16 protein-coding genes and 1 pseudogene are annotated in these 14,668 nt (G+C 64.1%); 8 read left to right on the top strand and 9 right to left on the bottom strand.

Features of this window, described 5'->3' with window-relative positions; genetic code table 11:
- The 5 genes and pseudogenes from ACXYN8_RS13095 to ACXYN8_RS13075 form a co-directional block, all read right to left on the bottom strand.
- A pseudogene (locus ACXYN8_RS13095) lies at positions 1–187 on the bottom strand (hypothetical protein); the annotation flags it as partial.
- Entirely contained in the window at positions 184–573 is a 390-nt protein-coding gene (locus ACXYN8_RS13090) for a hypothetical protein (RefSeq protein WP_458889894.1), read from the bottom strand. The pseudogene ACXYN8_RS13095 and the gene ACXYN8_RS13090, both read right to left, overlap by 4 nt.
- Complete coding sequence (sufB, locus tag ACXYN8_RS13085; RefSeq protein WP_458889893.1) at positions 570–2,051, bottom strand: Fe-S cluster assembly protein SufB; 1,482 nt, start codon at positions 2,049–2,051, stop codon at positions 570–572. Before sufB ends, ACXYN8_RS13090 begins: the two co-directional genes overlap by 4 nt.
- Positions 2,048–2,494, bottom strand: coding sequence for an SUF system Fe-S cluster assembly regulator (locus ACXYN8_RS13080; protein WP_458889892.1), 447 nt, complete (start codon positions 2,492–2,494; stop codon positions 2,048–2,050). The genes sufB and ACXYN8_RS13080 overlap by 4 nt, the downstream gene beginning before the upstream one ends.
- Positions 2,495–2,562: 68 nt before the next feature.
- Entirely contained in the window at positions 2,563–3,468 is a 906-nt protein-coding gene (locus ACXYN8_RS13075) for a helix-turn-helix transcriptional regulator (protein WP_458889891.1), read from the bottom strand.
- A 377-nt stretch (positions 3,469–3,845) separates the two neighbouring features.
- Here ACXYN8_RS13075 and ACXYN8_RS13070 point away from each other — a divergent pair, with 377 nt between their 5' ends.
- From ACXYN8_RS13070 to ACXYN8_RS13055, 4 genes are all read left to right on the top strand, one after another.
- Complete coding sequence (locus tag ACXYN8_RS13070; protein ID WP_458889890.1) at positions 3,846–4,871, top strand: quinone-dependent dihydroorotate dehydrogenase; 1,026 nt, start codon at positions 3,846–3,848, stop codon at positions 4,869–4,871.
- 10 nt (positions 4,872–4,881) lie between these two features.
- The gene (ggt, locus tag ACXYN8_RS13065; RefSeq protein WP_458889889.1) at positions 4,882–6,594 is read left to right on the top strand and encodes a gamma-glutamyltransferase; all 1,713 of its coding nucleotides are present in this window, start codon (positions 4,882–4,884) and stop codon (positions 6,592–6,594) included.
- A 92-nt stretch (positions 6,595–6,686) separates the two neighbouring features.
- On the top strand, positions 6,687–8,492 hold the full coding sequence (locus ACXYN8_RS13060) for an AMP-dependent synthetase/ligase (protein WP_458889888.1): 1,806 nt from the start codon (positions 6,687–6,689) through the stop codon (positions 8,490–8,492).
- 4 nt (positions 8,493–8,496) lie between these two features.
- Positions 8,497–8,883 carry a cupin domain-containing protein gene (locus ACXYN8_RS13055; RefSeq protein ID WP_458889887.1) on the top strand — a complete coding sequence of 129 codons (387 nt, stop codon included), beginning with the start codon at positions 8,497–8,499 and terminating at the stop codon, positions 8,881–8,883.
- A 278-nt stretch (positions 8,884–9,161) separates the two neighbouring features.
- Here the strand turns inward: ACXYN8_RS13055 and ACXYN8_RS13050 are convergent, their stop codons facing one another.
- The 4 genes from ACXYN8_RS13050 to ACXYN8_RS13035 all read right to left on the bottom strand — a co-directional run bounded on the left by ACXYN8_RS13050 (position 9,162) and on the right by ACXYN8_RS13035 (position 11,512).
- On the bottom strand, positions 9,162–9,686 hold the full coding sequence (locus ACXYN8_RS13050; RefSeq protein ID WP_458889943.1) for a hypothetical protein: 525 nt from the start codon (positions 9,684–9,686) through the stop codon (positions 9,162–9,164).
- Between the two features lie 145 nt (positions 9,687–9,831).
- Positions 9,832–10,002, bottom strand: coding sequence for a CsbD family protein (locus tag ACXYN8_RS13045; RefSeq protein ID WP_458889886.1), 171 nt, complete (start codon positions 10,000–10,002; stop codon positions 9,832–9,834).
- A 115-nt stretch (positions 10,003–10,117) separates the two neighbouring features.
- Entirely contained in the window at positions 10,118–11,122 is a 1,005-nt protein-coding gene (thiS, locus tag ACXYN8_RS13040) for a sulfur carrier protein ThiS (protein ID WP_458889885.1), read from the bottom strand.
- An 18-nt stretch (positions 11,123–11,140) separates the two neighbouring features.
- A complete protein-coding gene (locus ACXYN8_RS13035; RefSeq protein WP_458889884.1) occupies positions 11,141–11,512 on the bottom strand; it encodes a MerC domain-containing protein in 372 nt (123 codons plus the stop codon).
- 106 nt (positions 11,513–11,618) lie between these two features.
- Here ACXYN8_RS13035 and ACXYN8_RS13030 point away from each other — a divergent pair, with 106 nt between their 5' ends.
- From ACXYN8_RS13030 to rpsI, 4 genes are all read left to right on the top strand, one after another.
- The gene (locus ACXYN8_RS13030; RefSeq protein WP_458889883.1) at positions 11,619–12,680 is read left to right on the top strand and encodes a COX15/CtaA family protein; all 1,062 of its coding nucleotides are present in this window, start codon (positions 11,619–11,621) and stop codon (positions 12,678–12,680) included.
- Between the two features lie 55 nt (positions 12,681–12,735).
- The gene (locus ACXYN8_RS13025) at positions 12,736–13,470 is read left to right on the top strand and encodes a hypothetical protein (protein ID WP_458889882.1); all 735 of its coding nucleotides are present in this window, start codon (positions 12,736–12,738) and stop codon (positions 13,468–13,470) included.
- A gap of 180 nt (positions 13,471–13,650) precedes the next feature.
- The gene (rplM, locus tag ACXYN8_RS13020) at positions 13,651–14,130 is read left to right on the top strand and encodes a 50S ribosomal protein L13 (RefSeq protein WP_458889881.1); all 480 of its coding nucleotides are present in this window, start codon (positions 13,651–13,653) and stop codon (positions 14,128–14,130) included.
- The gene (gene rpsI, locus ACXYN8_RS13015; RefSeq protein ID WP_458889880.1) at positions 14,130–14,654 is read left to right on the top strand and encodes a 30S ribosomal protein S9; all 525 of its coding nucleotides are present in this window, start codon (positions 14,130–14,132) and stop codon (positions 14,652–14,654) included. The genes rplM and rpsI overlap by 1 nt, the downstream gene beginning before the upstream one ends.
- Positions 14,655–14,668: the final 14 nt, after the last annotated feature.

Genomic DNA, 14,668 nt, shown 5'->3' with positions numbered 1-14,668 from the left:
CATCGGCGAAGCGCTTCGCCAGCACCTTGTGCGCCTCCGTGGAATGGCGCTTCATATCGCGCGCACGATCGTGCAGCGCATCGAGTCGCTTCTCCGAAATCTCCCACCCGCGACCCTTCTTCTTGAGTGCGGGAGCTTCGCCATTCTCCGACGGATCGCGGAGGTTGAGGGTCTTGCGTTCAGTCATTGCTGCTTTCCGGCAGTTTCAGCGCTCTTGCGGGACCGAGCCCAATTGATCGCCACCACACTCACCGCAAACACCAAACCAGATATAAGTGCGGACAAGCCGAATGCTGTCCATTCAAGCTCCAAAATGCACGGCGTTGGCGTCCAAGGCTGAAAACTCTGATTCGCATTTGCGATTTGATTGGTGCACTCGTTGATGACTAGTCCCGGCTCCTGGGCGAGAAGCGGAATGATCACCGCGACTGAAAGCAGCACAAAGATAGAGGCAACCTTATGCCGGACAAACATAACTCCGAGGGCAACAGGCACAAGAAGATACCCAATCCCAATCACTAGCAGGGGTTCCGGAACTGCCACACCAAATATGGAATGAAAATAAGCCGTCACCCCACGCTCCCCTCAAGGGAGATCGCCAGCAGCTTCTGCGCTTCGACGGCAAACTCCATCGGCAGTTCCTTCAGCACGTCCTTGGCGAAGCCGTTGACGATCAGCGCCACGGCCTCTTCCTCGCCCAGGCCGCGCTGCATGGCGTAGAACAGCTGGTCGTCGCTGATCTTGCTGGTGGTCGCCTCGTGCTCGATCTGGGCGGTGGGGTTCTTCACTTCGATATAGGGCACGGTGTGCGCGCCGCAGCGGTCGCCCAGCAGCAGGCTGTCGCACTGGGTGAAATTGCGCACCCCGTCCGCATTCGCCGCCACCGCGACCTTGCCACGATAGGTGTTGTTCGATTTGCCCGCCGAAATGCCCTTGGAGATGATCGTCGAGCGGCTGCCGCGCCCGTTATGGATCATCTTTGTGCCGGTGTCGGCCTGCTGGTAATTGTTGGTCACCGCGACCGAGTAGAATTCGCCCACGCTGTCTTCGCCATTGAGCACGCAGGAGGGGTATTTCCACGTCACCGCACTGCCGGTTTCGACCTGCGTCCAGCTGATCTTGGACCGTGCACCCTGGCACAGCCCGCGCTTGGTGACGAAATTGTAGATCCCGCCCTTGCCCTCGGCATTGCCGGGGTACCAGTTCTGCACGGTCGAATACTTGATTTCGGCGTCTTCCATCGCGACCAGTTCGACCACGGCGGCATGGAGCTGGTTCTCGTCGCGCATCGGCGCGGTGCAGCCTTCGAGATAGCTGACGTAAGCGCCTTTCTCGGCGATGATCAGCGTGCGTTCGAACTGGCCGGTGTTCTCCGCATTGATGCGGAAATAGGTGGAGAGTTCCATCGGGCAGCGCACGCCTTCGGGCACGTAGACGAACGTCCCGTCGGAGAAGACCGCCGCATTGAGGCAGGCAAAGTAGTTGTCGCGCTGCGGCACGATCTTGCCGAGCCACTTCTTCACGAGATCCGGATATTCCTTCACCGCCTCGCTGATCGAGAGGAAGATCACGCCCGCGCGCTTCAATTCCTCGCGGAAGGTGGTGGCGACCGAGACGCTGTCGAACACCGCGTCCACCGCGACCTTGCGCGCGCCCTTTACCCCGGCGAGCACTTCCTGCTCCGCCACGGGAATGCCGAGCTTGTCGTAGACCGACTTGATCTCCGGATCGAGCTCGTCAAGCGAGGCCAGCTCGGCCTTCTTCTTGGGCGCAGCGTAGTAATAGGCATCCTGGTAATCGATCGCCGGATAGCCGATCTTGGCCCAATCCGGCTCCACCATGTCCTGCCACAGCCGAAATGCCTTCAGCCGCCAGTCGAGCATCCATTCCGGCTCGCCCTTCTTGGCGGAAATGAAGCGGACGGTGTCCTCGGAAAGGCCCTTCTCCGCATATTCGGTTTCGATGTCGGACGACCAGCCATGCTCGTACTCCGCCGCGCGGTCGGCGGCTTCGCGGGCGTCGCGGTCCTGAATTTCGATCTCTTCGGTCATGCCACTTCTTCGGTTCGGGCCAGTTCCGGGGTTCGGGCCAAATCTTCGGTTCGGGTAAGCTGGATCAGCGAGATGCCAGCAAGCGCGCCGCGCAGCGCGTCATTCACCAGCGGCCAGTGCGGGCGCAGGTTGCACGTATGGTCGACAGCGCATTCGCCACCCTCGATACAGGCGGTCAGCGCAATCGGGCCTTCGACCGCTTCGACGATGTCGGCCACGCTGATCGCAGCTGCCGGACGCGCGAGTTGCAGTCCCCCGCCTGCGCCACGCGTGGAGCGAATCAGGCCAGCCGCGGAAAGCTTGCTGACGACCTTCTGGACGGTCGGCACCGGCAGCCCGGTCTCGTTCGCGAGTTCGGCCGCACTCGTCCGACCGCCGCCACAATGGCGGGCCGCGGCGCTCATGGTGAGCACGGCATAATCGGCGAGGTTTGACAGACGCATTTCTAATCGGACCAATTTGTTCCGATTTCACCTATGCAGCCGCACCATCCGTTTCAACCGAAAACCCTTTATTGCGAGTCGTTTGCAGATGGCTCGTCTTCGGCCTCGCCAGTTTCGGGGATCAGCGCGATGTCGCCATATCCTTCGCTGCCCAGCGTGTGCTTGCCGATGGCGACCAGATTGCTCTCCAGCATCCCGGGCGTGCGCCCGGTGTAATAGCGCAGGTCGCGGATCAGGTGCGCCTGGTCGAAATAGGCGTCGAGGATCACTGCCTTCGCTTCTGGCGTAAGGTTAGGGTCCGCAAACATGGTGCCGGCACGTATGGCGCGGAACCGCTTGATTAGCTGAGTCGGCGGCTGGCCGAAAAAGCGCTTAGACAGGCGCTGGACCTGCCGGGCGGAAAGCTTCGCGGCTTCGAACAGGTCCTCCACCTTCGGATTGAAATTGCCGCTCAGCCAGGCGTTGATCACCTCAATCAGGTGGCGGTGATCGTCACGCAGCGGCTTGATGTGCTTTTCGAACAACGCGACCATCCGGTCCAGCGCCGCTTCCTCGCTTACGTCGCCATCGCGCAGCGCATTGCTCAGCGCGACCAGACCATCGGCCATCTCGGCGGGCAGCGCCTCGTGCGCCATCAGAACGCGGTCGCGGCTCTCGTTCACGGGTATGCCCGTCAACGCCGCCCAGCCCATCGCGGTTATCGAAATTCCAATCGAGCGCGCGGGCCCGCGAATTGTGAAATCATGGGCGCGCTGCATGGGCGTGGTGAGAAAGGCCGCGCTGGAATGTCCAACCGTCCCATCGGCGAACTGCATTTCCGCCGAACCCCGCCAGAACAGCATGAGCTGCGCGGAGTAGGCTGGCATGGCGTCCGTGATCTCCGCCTTATCGGTTTCGAACACGGTCAGCGTGTTCACATAGGGGTTCAGATGCGCCGGAGCGGGCACGAATCGGAACGTGAAAGGAAAATCCACCTGTTGCGCTCCCCGAAAAGGCGTCCCTTCCGATTGACTGGCGAGAAGCGCAGGCAGCCGGAACGAAGCGGGCTGCCGACCTGACGCCGGTCAGCCCCGCCGGCCTCTAGCACGGCATTACGATGGCGCAAAAAAAAGGGGCGGCTTCCTTTACAGGAGAGCCGCCCTCTAAAGTCGAGAACTCTTCGCATTGCTGCTTCGAGCCCTTCGGGTCGCAGGGATCAGATAGGCGATCCCGCGATTCGGAAATTGTATGAAAACGACAGGAATCATGTTCCTGAGACGGAATTATTTGTATGAATCGGACAAATCCCGTCATCTGTATGAAGGTTCTGTAAAGTCGACAGACTCGCGGTGCGCTGGCATAGCGGCGCGCGATGCTGTTCCATCTGCTGCGCCCGGCGCTGTTCACGATCGACCCCGAACGGGCCCACCGCCTGACCGTGGGTGCCTTGAGGGCGGCTCCCGCCTCTCCTCCGCCGGTGCCCGGCGCGCTGGCCACCGAATTGGCCGGACTGAAGTTCGCCAATCCCGTCGGGCTTGCTGCCGGCTTCGACAAGGATGCCGAAGTGCCGGACGCGATGCTGGGCATGGGCTTCGGCTTCGTCGAGGTCGGCTCGATCACGCCGATGCCACAGGCGGGCAACGCGAAACCGCGGCTGTTCCGGCTGGTGGAAGACCGCGCCGTCATCAACCGCATGGGCTTCAACAATGGCGGCGCCGAACTGGCCGCAGCGCGGCTTGCGCGGCGCAAGCGGGCGGGCATCGTCGGCATCAATATCGGCGCGAACAAGGATTCGGACAACCGCATCGCCGACTATGCCACGATGACGCGGATCATGGCCCCGCTGGCGGATTACCTCGCGGTCAACATCTCCAGCCCCAACACGCCAGGCCTGCGCGCCTTGCAGGACGAGGGTGCCCTGACCGGCCTGCTCGACGCAGTGCTCGAGGCGCGCGGGAACGGCGGGCCGCCAATATTCCTGAAGGTCGCCCCCGATCTCGAGCCGACCGACATCGAGGCCATCGCCCGCATCGCCCTTGACCGGAGGCTCGATGCGCTGATCGTATCGAACACCACCATTACCCGCCCTGCCCTGCACTCTCGCCATCATGGCGAGACGGGCGGACTGTCCGGCGCGCCGCTGCGTGACCTCGCGCTCCAGCGTATCCGCGACTTTCGCAGCGCGACCGGGGGGCAAATGCCGCTCGTCGGTGTCGGTGGAATAGCCAGCGTCGACGATGCGTGGGAGCGGATCCGGGCAGGCGCGAGCCTTTTGCAGCTCTACAGCGCGCTGGTCTACGAGGGGCCGGGCCTGCCGAAGCGGATCGCTGCCGGGCTGGAAAAGCTGATGCGCCGCGACGGCTTCAACACCATTGCCGAGGCGGTCGGAAGCGAATAGCCAAGGCGCCATGATTGCACGCATTGCTTCCAGCGCATCGCTCGCGCTGCTTCTCGCCGCCTGCCAGGTCACACCCGCATCGCTGGAGCCTTCGCCGCCGTTCAACGGCGCCGGTGCGGTTTCCGCCGCCGATCCGCGCGCGCAGGCCGCGGGCGAGGAAATGTTGCGGCTGGGCGGCAATGCGACCGATGCGGCAATCGCCACCATGCTCGCACTGACGGTGGTCGAACCGCAAAGCTCCGGCATCGGCGGGGGCGGCTTCCTGGTGCGCGGAGAAGCCGATGGCAGCGTGACCAGTTTCGACGGGCGCGAGACTGCTCCGGCAACCGCGACGCCCGAGTGGTTCCTCGCCCCAGATGGCTCCGTCCCGCCGTTCGAGGCTTCGGTCAAAAGCGGCCTCAGCGTGGGTGTGCCGGGCAACGTCGCGATGGCAGCCAAGGCGCACGCGGCACACGGGAAGCTCGACTGGGCGACGCTGTTCGGTCCGGCGATCAAGCTCTCGCGCGAGGGCTTCCGGATCAATCCGCGCCTGCGCCAGTCGCTGATCTCTACAGCAGAGCGCGCGGCATGGACCGAGAAAGGCAGATCGCTCTATTTCAATGCGGACGGCACGGCCCGCGCGGTCGGCTCGCTGGTCACGAACGAAGAACTGGCGCAGACTTTCGAAGCCATCGCCGCAGCCGGGCCGGAAGCCCTCTATTCCGGTATGCGGGCAGACCGGATTGCCACGACCGTCGCCGCCCAAACCCCGCACGCGGGCAAGATGACCGCAGCCGACATCGCGGGTTACCAAGCGAAGCAGCGGGCCGCGGTCTGCGGCAGCTATCGCGGCTATCGCGTGTGCGGAATGGGCCCTCCGACCTCGGGCGGTATCGCCGTGCTGCAGATGCTCGGCCAGCTGGAGCGGTTCGATCTCTCCTCGCTCGGCGTCGACAACCCCGCCACCTGGCACCTGTTCGTCGAATCGCAGCGGCTCGCCTATGCCGACCGCGAACTTTACCTGGGCGACAGCGATTTCGTGTCCGTGCCCGTCGCGGGGCTGATAGAGCCGACCTACATCGCGCAGCGCAGCGCACTGATCAGCGCGGGCGGCTCCATCGCCGATCCCAAACCGGGCGTGCCCGCCGGCGCCGTGCAGGCGCTCGCGGATGGGGACGAGCCAGAAGAGCACGGAACCTCGCACATCGCGGCCGTCGATGGGACCGGCACGATGGTCAGCTACACCTCCACCATCGAAAGCGCCTTCGGGTCGGGACTGATGGCAAACGGGTTCTACCTCAATAACGAACTGACCGACTTCAGCCGAACGCCTGCGGTGGACGGGCGCATGGTCGCGAACCGCGTCGAGGGCGGCAAACGTCCGCGCAGCTCGATGTCGCCGATGGTCGTGTGGGATCCGCAAGGTCGCCCGATGATGGCGATCGGTGCGGCGGGCGGTGCGACCATCCCGGTGCAGACCGCACGCAGCATCATCGGCATTATCGACTTCGGCCTGTCAGGCGAGGAGGCTCTGGGCCTGCCTTTCATCATGGGCTTCGGCGACACGGTGATGGTAGAGCAAGGTTCATGGCTGGAACGTGCCATTCCCGCTCTCAACGCGCTCGGCCATGCGAAGGTCGCGCCGCGCGAGGCAGGGGTGAAAGCGGGTGTCGTGCTACGTGGCGCCGATGGCTGGACCAGCGCACGCGATCCGCGTCTCGCAGGCAAGCTGGACATGCCATGATCCAGGCCGCCAACGCGACTTGCCGCTACGTTACCGGAACCCTAGAGCAACACGTTCGCTAACCCTGCAGCCAGCGAAGGGAGACGCCGCGCATGCAGCTGACCGATATTCAGACGACACCAAACCTGGTGCGCCTGTTTCTGAACCGCGCCGATGAAAAGGGTGCCGTCCCCTTCCTCGGCTACAAGCAGGCGCGCGACTGGCATACGCTGAGCTGGGCGGAGGTTGCGGACAAGGTCTGCCTGCTGGCGGAGGGGCTTCGCCGCATCGGGCTGTCGGATGGCGACCGCGTGGCACTGGTCAGCGAAAATCGGCCCGAATGGTGCATTGCGGATCTCGCCATAATGGCGGCAGGCTGCATCACCGTGCCCGCCTACGTCACCAATACCGAGCGTGACCATGTGCACATCCTCGACAATTCGGGTGCCAAGGCCGTGATCGTGTCCACCGCGAAGCTCGCCAGGCCGCTGCTGCCGGCCATCATGCGGACCGGCATTGCCGACCACGTCATTGCAATGGAAAGCCTGCCCGCCTTTCAGTCCGGCAAGTTCGACGTGCATAACTGGGATGCGCTGGCGGAAGGCGACGCCGCCGCTGCGCGCGCGGCGGTCGACGCGCGGCTCGCGGGGATCGGGCGCGAAGACACGGCCTGCATCATCTACACCAGCGGAACCGGCGGCGCGCCCCGCGGCGTGATGCAGAGCCACGGCGCGATCCTGTGCAACGTGTATGGCGCGGCACGCGTGCTGAGCGAGGACTTCGGACTGGGACAGGAACGTTTCCTCTCCTTCCTGCCGCTGAGCCATGCATACGAACATACCGGCGGGCAGTACCTGCCGATCGCCGCAGGCGCCGAGATCTACTATGCCGAGGGGCTGGAGAAGCTCGCCAGCAACATCGAAGAAACGCGTCCGACGCTGATGGTGGTGGTGCCGCGCCTGTTCGAGGTGCTGCGCGCCCGCATCCTCAAGCAGGTCGAAAAGCAGGGCAAGTTCGCGAACTACCTGATGGGCCGCGCGCTCGACATCGGCCAGCACGAGGCCGCGCGGGGCAGCAAGCGCCTGCGAGACCGGCCGATGAACCTGATTCTGGAAAAGACGCTGCGCCCCAAGATTCGCGCGCGCTTCGGTGGTCGCATGAAAGCGATGGTCAGCGGCGGCGCGCCGCTGAATCCAGAAGTCGGCACCTTCTTCGACGCCATGGGGCTGACCATGCTGCAAGGCTACGGCCAGACGGAGGCCGGGCCGGTGATCAGCTGCAACCGTCCCGCCGCAGGACTGAAGATGGACACGGTCGGCCCGCCGCTCGACGGGGTGGAAGTGAAAATCGCCGAAGATGGCGAAATCCTGGTGCGCGGCGAGCTGGTGATGCAGGGATACTGGCAGAACCCAGCAGAGACCGCGCGCACCATCAAGGATGGCTGGCTCCACACCGGCGACATCGGCCATCTCGATGCGAAGAACCGCATCGTCATCACCGACCGCAAGAAGGACATGATCGTCAACGACAAGGGCGACAATGTCGCGCCGCAGAAGATCGAGGGAATGCTGACCCTCCAGCCCGAGATCGCGCAGGCGATGGTCAGCGGCGACAAGCGACCCTACGTCGTCGGGCTGATCGTGCCTGACACGGAATGGGCGCTCGAATGGTGCCAGTCGCAAGGCAAGAAGTTCGATTGCAACGCGGTGCTCGACCAGCCGGAATTCAAAGCCGCCATCCGTGCCGCCGTCGACCGCGTGAACGCGGATCTGTCGGTGATCGAGAAGGTCCGCCAGATCGCCTTCGCCGACGAACCCTTCACCATCGAGAACGAGGAAATGACGCCGAGCATGAAGATCCGGCGCCACAAGATCAGGGAACGGTACCAGGCTAAGCTCGACGGGCTTTATCGGGGTTAGCGAATTGACGATAGATACTCGAAGCGCTGCGGTGGCGCTCGTTGCCCTGTGCCTTGCAGGCTGTGCCTACTCTGCGAAAGAAGCGTCCCTTCCCTCCGCGCTCGAAGCGGGCTGGGAAGGCGAGCGTGTCTGCGAGTTGCTGCACCAGACCGACACCCATCGCACCCTGCGCTGCACCTTCCCGCCGGGCGTTGGGCATGAGCGGCACTATCACCCGGCGCATTTCGGCTATGCTCTGAGCGGCGGGACGATGCGGCTGACCGATGGCGAGCGGACGCGGGATGCGACCATCGCCACGGGATCGTCCTATTCGAGCGATGGCGTCGCGTGGCATCAGGTCGTCAATATCGGGACGACGACCGTGACCTACCTGATAATCGAAGAACTCTAGGCCGTCTCGGCCACGAACTTCGGATTGAAATAGAAGTAACCGGCGTCACAAAGTCAAGGATTGCTATCAGGCGAAGCTGCACGGGCTGTATCGGGGTTAGCTAGAAACCGACGTTTCATGTGACCCAACTCACCGCTTAGTTTTGTAAAGCTGCCGGCTAGTTCGCTCTGAAAGTCAGCGGCCTCCGCTTGGCTAACAGTCCAACGTGAGTCGAGGCAAGCTCCGCGCCAGCAGGAAATTTGAGCTGGAGCTTCGTCATGTGTCACTAGATTAGCCCATCATGCCGCTTCGGCAACGAACTCCGGGTAAAAGCTCGGTTGGCGCTCGGACCAGCCGGGCGCGGTGGCGGCGGCTTCGCTGATGGACTGGAGCAGGTTCTTGCGCTGGGCGGAAGGTAGCATCGGCATGGCGGCGGCGGCGCAGAATGCGCTCGGCAGCCAGGGGCGGATTTCCGCGCCCAGCAGGCGTTCGTAGAGAAATCGATACGCGGCGAAGCTCGCAAGCCGGCCCTGTGCGAGATCGAACATGGTAACCCGTGCGAGCCCGCCGAGGAAATCGTCCGCCCCGTCGAGCGAGGGCTCGCGCGGCATGATGGCGCGCAGACATGCGAGTTCCTGATAGACGCTGTCCTGCTGGCGTATCGACGCCCGCTCCGCCGCATCACGGGACCATGTGACCAGTGCGTCCCCACGCTCCAACCCGACATCGAGGCTGCGCCGGATGTAGCGCTGTTCTGCCGCCGTAAAATTGGCGAATTCGCGCATCTCCGCAATCGCCATGCTCGCCGTGACTGCACCTGCCATACTCATTCCCCCCGGAAAGATACGAGGGGCAGTGTCGCGCAGGATGGTTAATTTCCCGTAAGCGGACCGCGCGCCTCTTTCCGAGAGACAAAACGAAAAGGGCCGCGGTTTCCCGCAGCCCCGTTCGAATCATTTGTCGGTAGGGTCAGACCTTGTTGCCGAGCGCGCCTTCAACTTCACCCTTCAGGTTCTGGGCTTCGCCCTTGCGTTCCTGCGCGCGGCCCTCGGCGCGGGTCTCGGGATTTCCCGATTCCTGCTTGATGTTTCCGGCGACCTCGTTGCCGATGCCTTTTGCCTTGTCCTTGAGTTCGCCCATGGTGAATTCCTTTCCGGAAAATTGCCTGCGATTATCGCGGCTTACCGAAACTCAACGCATGACGGCGACGCTTCGTTCCGACATGATGCGGCAAGCCGCGCCGCACCGGCGCCGATCAGATGAGACCGGCCAGCGGGCTCGACGGATCGGCATATTTCCGGCGACCCATCCGCCCGGCAAGATAGGCATCGCGCCCGGCCTCGACCGCAAGCCGCATCGCGCGCGCCATGCGGATCGGGTCCTTCGCCTCGGCTATGGCGGTGTTCATCAAGATGCCGTCGCAGCCCAGTTCCATGCCGACCGCGGCATCGCTGGCCGTGCCGACGCCCGCATCGACCAGCACCGGCACGTTCGCGCCCTCGACGATCAGTCGGATGGTTACCTGGTTCTGGATGCCCAGACCGCTGCCGATCGGGGCGCCAAGCGGCATGACGGCAACCGCGCCCGCATCTTCAAGCTGCTTCGCCGCGATGGGATCGTCGACGCAATAGACCATCGGCAGGAAGCCTTCCTTCGCCAGCGTCTCCGTCGCGGCGAGGGTTTCTCGCATGTCGGGATAGAGCGTGCGCGCTTCGCCCAGCACCTCCAGCTTGACGAGATCCCAGCCGCCCGCCTCTCGCGCGAGGCGCAGGGTGCGGACCGCCTCGTCCGCATTGAAGCAGCCCGCCGTGTTCGGGAGATAGGTGAAGCGCTTGGGATCGATAAAATCGGTCAGCATTGGCGCCTTGGGATCGCTGACGTTTACGCGGCGTACCGCGACGGTGATGATTTCTGCCCCACTCGCTTCCAGCGCAGCGGCGTTCTGCTCGAAGTCCTTGTATTTGCCGGTGCCGACGATCAGGCGACTGCGGAAGGAGCGCCCGGCGACTGTCCAGCTGTCGTCCGCCGGCGCTGCGACATCGCCGCCGCCGACGAAGTGCACGATCTCCAGCACGTCCCCGTCGGACAGGGCGATTTCGCCGAGTTGTGAACGCGGCGCGATGGCGCCGTTATGCTCTACCGCGACCTTGGCGGGGTCCAGCTCAAGCGAACGCACCAGCTCCGCGATAGTCGCGGCGGTGGTGCGGCGCGCTTCGCCGTTGACGGTGAGATCGAGCGATTGGGTGTCGGTGGCTTCCATGGGGAAGCGAGATAGCGCTCAGCGCGTGGCGCGCAAGTTCAGTATGTGTCCGGCAGCGACCATGGAGACGCCGATCATCGTCAGCACCGCTTCCGCCCAGCCATGACCGACCGCGAGCGCACCGCCCATGAACATCAGCCCGCCCATTGCCACGACCAGCGGCATCGTGCGGCGGTGGTTGAGCGCGCCGATGCCAATCGCGACAGCCGCCACGACCAGCGCGAAGACCAGCCCGAAACGATGAATCGAAGGCGACAGAAGCGCACCTCCGCCAAGCCCGAGGCCCGCGACCAGCACCAGGCCCGCCACGCAATGGACAAGGCACAGGCCGGAAAGCAGCACACCGACGCGGTCGAGCCGCCGCCGAATCGCGGAAGGTTGAACGGGCATGGGCGCTATGTATGTCACAGTATAACATTGTGCAAGCGCACAACGGCACGGTGCTTGCGAAAAAGCGGGTTGCGCGGCTGGCCGTGGCTCCGCAATGACGGTCCGCATGGCGACGACACTTCAAACCGGCATCGGCCTGCCCGCACGGTTGCGACCCGTAGCGTTGGCGAACTGGCTGTTCTGCGTCGCGCTGCTCGTCATCATCATGGTGGCGGTCGGCGGCATCACGCGGCTGACCGAATCGGGGCTTTCCATCACCGAATGGAAGCCGCTGACGGGCGCCATCCCGCCGATGAACGAAGCGCAGTGGCAGGAGGAGTTTCGCGCCTATCAGCAGATCGGCGAGTACCAGCAGGTCAACGGGCCGGCAGGCATGACCCTGGCCGATTACAAGTTCATCTACTTCTGGGAATGGCTCCACCGGCTGCTGGGCCGGGTCATCGGGATGGCTTTCGCCCTGCCGCTGGCCTGGTACTGGCTGCGCGGAGCGATCCCGCCAGGCTACAAACCTCGCCTGTTAGCGCTGCTGGCGTTGGGCGGAATGCAGGGTGCCTTTGGCTGGTTCATGGTCAGGAGCGGCCTCAACGCAGAAATGACCGATGTGAGTCACTTCTGGTTGTCGATCCATCTGCTGACCGCATTGTTCACGCTGGCCGGGCTGATCTGGACTGCGCTGGACTTGCGGCTGCTGGCTCGCGATCCCTCTGCCGGACCCGCCCGGCTGAGCCGCGTGGCAGTTATTGCCGGGGTGATCCTGTTCGTTCAGTTGCTGCTCGGCGCGTGGGTGGCGGGACTGAATGCCGGGCTCGCGTCAGACACGTGGCCGCTGATGCAGGGACGGTTCGTCCCCGAAGCCGACTGGTCGCGCGGTGCCGCCTGGACTTTCCTGCATGATCCCTTCTGGCTGCATTTCCTCCACCGCTGGTGGGCGTGGATCGCCGTCGCCGCGCTGGTGGTGCTGGCCCGGGCGGTGAAGCGCGCAGGCGAGCGGTCTGCCACCATCGCCATCCATGCCGCTTTCGGAACGCAGATCCTGCTCGGCATCGCCACGGTCATGACCGGCGTCACGCTGTGGCTGGCAGTCCTCCATCAGCTGGTCGGGGCATTGCTCGTGGCTGCGACGGCATGGGGCGCCCATGTCACGGGCCGGGCACCGCGCGCGATCTGACGCGATTGCCTCGGATCGGAAGCTGGGTTAGCTTCTTCGTCGAACCGGGGCCGATGTGACTGAATTTCCCACCATAGACCGCCGCAATTTCGCGCTGCTTGCTGCCGCGAGCGCGCTTGCCATGCTTGCCACGCCCGCATTCGCCACGCCGCTTGGTCGCCGTTTTGCCCCGCGGCCAGGCGAATATCGTTTTACGCGCCGGATCGAACGCGAACTTCGCGGCAGCGATCGTTTGGTGGTGGAGCGCACCTTCGCCGTCGCTCTGGCGGAGGAAAACGGCGGCTTCCATCTTGCCGGACAGCAAAGCACCGTGGCGGTGGAGGCGCCGGCCGCGCTCCAGGGGCTCGCGGATATCGAGCGGCGCCGACATGAAGTTGCGCTTTTCCCGCTTGACCTCGATCGCAGCGGCCTGATCGTCAGTGGCCCGGGCGACAGTTCAGCCGCCTCTCCCGCAGTACGCGAGGCTGTCGACGCGGCGATGGCGAAGCTGGCGCGGGACGGAAAGCTAGCAAGCGGCAATCACGCGGGTTTCATGCAACTGGTGCAGTCGTCTTTCGGCGCCTTTCTGTCTCGCCTGCCGACCGATCTTTTCGCCCCGCTCCGGACGGAGTGGGTCGAGACGCGCGAAGTGGCCGCCGGTGATGGCATCAGCGGGCAGGTGGAAATTCGTTTCGATGCGAGTGCCGATCCGCTGACCGGCCTGTTGCAACACGCCAGCCGCAACGTGCTGACCCGGCTCCACGGGACCGAACGGCAGGCGAGGGAAAGCTGGTCGCTGGAACGGACCTGACGCGCCGGGGTATTATTTTACCTCCCCGCAAAGCCGCGGTTTTCCTTGACCGAAGTGCCATGATCGCGCAAATGCGCCGCGCCCTGGCGGGTTTATCGCGCTGATTCTGTCCGCCGGATTTCTCCCCGCAGCCTTGCACGCATTGCAGCGGGGGCGATGCAAACTCGAAGGAAAACAGCCATGAAGGCTCTCAGCAAGGTGACCCGGTCGATCAAGCCGGCCGAGGTCGAGAAGAAATGGCATCTGATCGACGCCGACGGTCTCGTCGTGGGCCGCGTCGCGTCGCTTATCGCCAACATCCTGCGCGGCAAGCACAAGCCGAGCTTCACTCCGCACGTCGATTGCGGCGATCACGTGATCGTGATCAACGCAGACAAGGTGAAGTTCACCGGCAACAAGACCGCGAACAAGAAGTATTACAAGCACACCGGCTATGCCGGCGGCATCAAGGAAACCACGCCCCAGAAGATCCTGGAAGGCCGTTTCCCGGAGCGCGTTCTGGAAAAGGCTGTCGAGCGGATGATCCCGACCGGCCCGCTTGGTCGCCAGCAGATGAAGGCGCTGCACCTCTACGCCGGCACCGAGCACCCGCATGACGGCCAGAAGCCCGAAGTGCTCGACGTCGCCTCGATGAACCGCAAGAACAAGGTCACCGCATAATGGCTGACGAAACCAACAACGAAACCGTCTCCGACCTGGCCGATCTGAAGACCATCGCCGGCGACACGCCCGATGCGGATGCCGCGGCTATCGCCAACAATCCCGACGCACCGCTGCGCGAGCAGGAGCTGGACCAGTACGGCCGCGCCTACGCCACCGGCCGCCGCAAGGATGCCGTTGCACGCGTCTGGCTGAAGCCGGGCAAGGGCACGATCACGGTCAATGGCCGCGATCAGGAAGTGTATTTCGCACGTCCGACGCTGCGCCTGATCCTCAACCAGCCGTTCGGCATCACCGATCGCGAAGGCCAGTACGACATCGTCGCCACCGTCAAGGGCGGCGGCCTGTCGGGCCAGGCCGGTGCGGTCAAGCACGGCATCAGCCAGGCGCTCGCGAAGTACGAGCCGGCACTGCGCAGCACGGTCAAGGCGGCAGGCTTCCTGACCCGCGACAGCCGCGTTGTCGAGCGTAAGAAGTACGGTCGCGCCAAGGCTCGCCGCAGCTTCCAGTTCTCGAAGCGCTGATCCGCTTCGGCTCT

This window comes from Altererythrobacter sp. CAU 1778 (genome assembly GCF_054482795.1).
The sequence above is the reverse complement of the archived record's forward strand: the minus strand, read 5'-3'. Positions and strand labels throughout refer to the sequence as shown.

Bases quoted from the DNA above. Each gene is read 5' to 3' on its own strand.
- sufB (WP_458889893.1), bottom strand. From the start codon at position 2,051: ATGACCGAAGAGATCGAAATTCAGGACCGCGACGCCCGCGAAGCCGCC.
- ACXYN8_RS13080 (WP_458889892.1), bottom strand. From the start codon at position 2,494: ATGCGTCTGTCAAACCTCGCCGATTATGCCGTGCTCACCATGAGCGCC.
- ACXYN8_RS13070 (WP_458889890.1), top strand. From the start codon at position 3,846: ATGCTGTTCCATCTGCTGCGCCCGGCGCTGTTCACGATCGACCCCGAA.
- ggt (WP_458889889.1), top strand. From the start codon at position 4,882: ATGATTGCACGCATTGCTTCCAGCGCATCGCTCGCGCTGCTTCTCGCC.
- ACXYN8_RS13060 (WP_458889888.1), top strand. From the start codon at position 6,687: ATGCAGCTGACCGATATTCAGACGACACCAAACCTGGTGCGCCTGTTT.
- ACXYN8_RS13050 (WP_458889943.1), bottom strand. From the start codon at position 9,686: ATGGCAGGTGCAGTCACGGCGAGCATGGCGATTGCGGAGATGCGCGAA.
- ACXYN8_RS13045 (WP_458889886.1), bottom strand. From the start codon at position 10,002: ATGGGCGAACTCAAGGACAAGGCAAAAGGCATCGGCAACGAGGTCGCC.
- thiS (WP_458889885.1), bottom strand. From the start codon at position 11,122: ATGGAAGCCACCGACACCCAATCGCTCGATCTCACCGTCAACGGCGAA.
- ACXYN8_RS13035 (WP_458889884.1), bottom strand. From the start codon at position 11,512: ATGCCCGTTCAACCTTCCGCGATTCGGCGGCGGCTCGACCGCGTCGGT.
- ACXYN8_RS13030 (WP_458889883.1), top strand. From the start codon at position 11,619: ATGGCGACGACACTTCAAACCGGCATCGGCCTGCCCGCACGGTTGCGA.
- rplM (WP_458889881.1), top strand. From the start codon at position 13,651: ATGAAGGCTCTCAGCAAGGTGACCCGGTCGATCAAGCCGGCCGAGGTC.
- rpsI (WP_458889880.1), top strand. From the start codon at position 14,130: ATGGCTGACGAAACCAACAACGAAACCGTCTCCGACCTGGCCGATCTG.